This window comes from Bacillus haikouensis, from assembly GCF_013179555.1.
GTDB lineage: Bacteria > Bacillota > Bacilli > Bacillales > Bacillaceae_B > Rossellomorea > Rossellomorea haikouensis_A.
On the sequence record NZ_JABMCR010000303.1, the window covers coordinates 1 to 4,590 of the forward strand.

Here is a 4,590-nt window from a genome sequence, read left to right on the forward strand (position 1 = left end):
TGATATGGCCGATGTTTGCGATCGGGGAACTCATCAATATTATGCAGCGCGGAAATGCCTCCCTTGACCGAGTCCAGGAAACGTTGGATTATGTCCAGGATGTACGTGATCCTGAACTTCCGAAATCTGTAGGGATGCTTGAAAAAGTTGCGTTTAAAGAAGTGGAATTCCAATATCCATCTTCGCAGGTTAAGAATTTATCCAACATAAAAGTGACGATCAAGCAGGGGGAAACTCTTGGTGTTGTCGGTAAAACAGGAAGCGGTAAAACGACATTCATCAAGCAGCTCCTGCGTGAATATCCGTCAGGAAAAGGCACACTGTCAATCGCGGGCATCCCAATCGAGGATTTGACCCTTGAGCAGGTGAGGAGCTGGATTGGGTATGTTCCTCAAGATCATGTCCTTTTCTCAAGAACAGTAAAAGAAAATATTCTCTTCGGCCGTCAGGATGCAGATAAAGAAGCGATTGAAAAAGCGATAGAGCTGGCAGATTTCAAAAAAGATCTTGATATGCTGCCAGATGGATTGGCGACACTGGTGGGAGAAAAAGGTGTAGCCTTATCCGGGGGACAAAAACAGCGTATTTCCATTGCACGTGCTCTTATCAAAAATCCTGAGATTCTTATTCTGGATGATTCGTTATCAGCGGTAGATGCAAAGACAGAAGCGAAGATAATAGGCAATATTCGAACAGAACGTGAAGGGAAAACAACAATTATCACGACACACCGCCTCTCCGCAGTACAGCATGCGGATTGGATCATAGTACTTGAGGATGGGAAAGTGGTGGAAGAAGGCGTCCACGGGACACTTCTAGAAAAAGGCGGCTGGTATAAAGAGCAATTTGACCGTCAACAGGTTGAAGAGTCCTCAATTGAGGAGGTGAGTGCATGAAAGTCGGAAGAAGATTAGTCGATTATGCGCTTTTATATAAAAAAATCATTCTAGCAGCCCTGCTGATGCTGACCGTTTCAGTGGCAGCGGAGCTTGCAGGTCCATTCATTGCCAAGAAAATGATAGATGATCACATCCTCGGGATTGAAACCTCTTGGTATGTAACCGATAAGGGGGAAGATGCAGTTTCATATCGGGGTGAATGGTATAAACGTGAGCAATACTTTACTGGAAGCGAAACGAAAGGGGAAGAAGTGAGGGTTCTTCAAATCGGAAGGGAATTTTACTTTATCCCTGAAGCTGTAACATTTGATGGGAAACGAAGTGTGAAGTCAGGTGAAATCACCATTACAAAAGGCGAACAGTCCGCAACCTATTCTGCAGAGAAACTGAGCGGGGATGAGTTATTGGATTTCTATAATCCGGAAATACCCAAGATCATTAAGCTGATAGCCTTTTATTTTGGACTGCTGGTCCTCGCGTCCTTCTTTCAGTATGGACAGAGATTCTATTTACAAAAAGCTGCAAACAGGGTCATTCAGAAGATGCGAAATGATATCTTTCAGCATATCCAAAAACTTCCTATCCGTTATTTCGATAATCTGCCGGCAGGAAAAGTGGTGGCCCGCATCACAAATGACACGGAAGCGATAAGAGATTTATATGTAACCGTACTCTCTACATTCTTTACAAGCACGATATACATTATCGGGATCTATATCGCTCTGTTTATCCTTGATGTGAAGCTTGCAGCCCTGTGTTTGATTCTGATTCCGATTCTTGTCATCTGGACGTATTTGTACAGGATTTATGCTTCAAAATATAACCATGTCATTCGTTCAAAAGTCAGTGACATCAATGCGATGATCAATGAATCCATCCAAGGCATGAACATCATACAGGCCTTCAGCCGGGAAAAGCAGACGAATGAAGAGTTTGAAGAGTTGAATGGCACACATTTTAAATACCAAAATAAATTATTAAGTTTAAACTCCATCACTTCACATAACCTGGTCGGAGTTTTGAGAAACGTGACGTTTGTGGCTTTCATCTGGTATTTCGGAGGAGGATCGATCGGAGTGGGATCGGCTGTAACGTTAGGGGTGCTGTATGCATTTGTTGACTATATCAATCGTTTGTTCCAGCCTGTAACAGGAATAGTGAATCAGCTCGCAAACCTTGAACAGGCACTCGTTGCAGGTGAACGGGTCTTTCACCTTCTGGATGAAAGCGGCAAGGATGTAGCAGATGGAAAAATGGACAGATACAGTGGAAACGTTAGCTTTGATCACGTCTTCTTCGGTTACAAAGAAAATGAATACGTGTTAAAAGATATAACCTTCGAAGCAAACCAGGGAGATACGGTCGCACTTGTCGGCCACACAGGGTCAGGAAAAAGTTCCATCATGAACCTGCTATTCAGGTTCTATGATGCAAACGAAGGCAAAATCATGATTGACGGCAAGAGTATCAAAGATATTCCTTATCAAACGATACGGGAGCATATGGGAATTGTTTTACAAGATCCATACTTGTTTACAGGTACAATCGCTTCAAATGTCAGTCTTGATGACCCGCGTATTTCGCGGGAAACAGTGGAAGAGGCGCTGAAGGCAGTAGGTGCTGAAAGAGTTTTCAATAATCTGGAAAAAGGATATGATGAACCCGTTATCGAAAAGGGAAGCACACTTTCATCCGGTCAACGTCAATTGATCTCCTTTGCAAGGGCATTGGCATTCAATCCGGCGATCCTGATACTCGATGAGGCAACCTCTAGTATAGATACGGAGACAGAAGCAGTGATTCAGGAAGCAATGGAAGTCCTGAAGAAAGGACGGACCACTTTCATCATTGCCCACCGTTTATCTACCATTAAAAATGCGGATCAAATTCTCGTATTGGACCGGGGGGAAATTGTAGAGAAGGGTACACATGATGATCTCATGAAATCCGGAGGACGTTATTATCAAATGTATCAGCTGCAGCAAGGCACTTCAGGTCTCGCCGGGTGATGAAGAAGAGGAAAGCATCTGACAATATGTCGGGTGCTTTCACTATTTTATTCACGAAATGTGACATTTATTTAATAAAAGAAATGAGTCCTGTTATCTTTCACCTTTACAGAGGAATTCCATTTGTTTGATTTTACTTATATATTAAGCAAACTTCATCGTTTCTACCCTGTCATAACTAAACTTTCTTCCGATTCATCTAGTTGTATTCAATTTGAATATTATGGTTAGATTAAAAGTATATCAACTGGAAGAATTTCTTCAAAAAATATGTCTTGAGTGTTTTTGTTGACTTTTTTCGGGTATCGTTTTATGATGACATTCGTAATAATAAAATCCGATAAGAATAGTGGGGGTTTATGATGAAAAAATGGAAATTATCCATTGTCCTTTTGCTGGCTCTTTCAATGGTGCTTACAGCATGCGGACAATCCAAAGATAAAGAAGGATCAAGTGGGGACTCGGAACAATCACTTTACGATAAGGTGAAGGAAGAAGGGAAGCTGTTAGTGGGAACAGAAGGTACATATCCTCCTTTCACTTTCCACGATGAATCCGGAAAACTTACAGGTTTCGATGTGGAGATTGCCCGTGAAGTGGCTAAACGTCTTGGAGTTGAAGCGGAATTCAAGGAGACGCAATGGGATGCGATGTTCGAAGGTTTGAACTCAAATCGATTTGACATGATTGCCAACCAGGTCGGGATCCGTGAAGATAGACAAAAGAAGTACGACTTCTCTGCGCCGTATATCGAATCAACTGCAGTCGTCGTGACGACGAAAGATAATGATAAAATCAAATCTTTCGGAGATATCAAAGGACTGAAATCTGCTCAGTCACTGACGAGCAACTATCGTGATATCGCTGAAAAAAATGGTGCCGTTATTCAAGGTGTCGATGGACTAGCCCAATCAATCCAGCTGCTAGAACAGGACCGTGTTGATCTTACAGTGAACGATAAGATTTCCATTCTGGATTATTTGAACAAGCAAAAAAATGCCAATATAAAGATTGCAGCAGAATCTGAAGATGCAAGTCAAAGTGGTTTGATGTTCCGAAAAGGGAACGAGAAGTTAGTGGAAGAAGTAAATAAGGCGTTAGAGGAAATGAAGAAAGACGGTACGTACGAAGAGATCTCGAAGAAATGGTTCGGTGAAAATGTATCTCCTGAGTAGTATCTTTCAAAATCCTGAAGAGATGATTGATATTCTGCAAAGCTCCCTGCTTCCAATGATAAAGGGAGCTTTGTATTATTCTATCCCTCTAACGCTTATATCGTTTACTTTGGGATTGGTGATCGCCGTCTTCACTGCATTGGCCAGGCTTTCAAGATTTTCGGTTTTAAGAGGAATTGCGAGATTTTATGTGTCAGCAATCAGAGGTACGCCCCTGTTGGTGCAATTATTCATCATTTTCTTCGGTCTGGGCTCGCTGGGAATTGAATTCCTGAAATTAGAACCATTTCCGTCTGCTGTCATTGCCTTTTCGCTGAACATGGGTGCTTATTCTTCAGAAATTGTGAGGGCAGCCATCCAGTCGATTCCGAAAGGACAGTGGGAAGCTGGTTATTCAATCGGTATGAATTATTCGCAAACACTGAAGAGGATCATCCTGCCGCAGGCAACAAGGGTTTCAATTCCGCCTTTATCAAATTCATTTATCAGCCTGGTGAAAGATACATC

At 42.2% G+C, this 4,590-nt stretch carries 4 protein-coding genes; all 4 read left to right on the plus strand.

Annotated elements, in window-relative coordinates; all coding sequences use genetic code 11:
* Positions 1 to 896 (plus strand): ABC transporter ATP-binding protein (locus HP456_RS20200; protein WP_172254439.1); only part of this gene is annotated, 896 nt, incomplete at its 5' end.
* Positions 893 to 2,908 carry an ABC transporter ATP-binding protein gene (locus tag HP456_RS20205; protein WP_172254441.1) on the plus strand — a complete coding sequence of 672 codons (2,016 nt, stop codon included), beginning with the start codon at positions 893 to 895 and terminating at the stop codon, positions 2,906 to 2,908. The genes HP456_RS20200 and HP456_RS20205, both read left to right, overlap by 4 nt.
* A gap of 362 nt (positions 2,909 to 3,270) precedes the next feature.
* Entirely contained in the window at positions 3,271 to 4,083 is an 813-nt protein-coding gene (locus HP456_RS20210; RefSeq protein WP_172254445.1) for an amino acid ABC transporter substrate-binding protein, read from the plus strand.
* On the plus strand, positions 4,067 to 4,590 hold a 524-nt coding region (locus HP456_RS20215; protein ID WP_172254443.1), incomplete at its 3' end, for an amino acid ABC transporter permease. The genes HP456_RS20210 and HP456_RS20215, both read left to right, overlap by 17 nt.

Coding starts and splice junctions, on each gene's coding strand:
- HP456_RS20210 (WP_172254445.1), top strand. CDS start 3,271: ATGAAAAAATGGAAATTATCCATTGTCCTTTTGCTGGCTCTTTCAATG.
- HP456_RS20205 (WP_172254441.1), top strand. CDS start 893: ATGAAAGTCGGAAGAAGATTAGTCGATTATGCGCTTTTATATAAAAAA.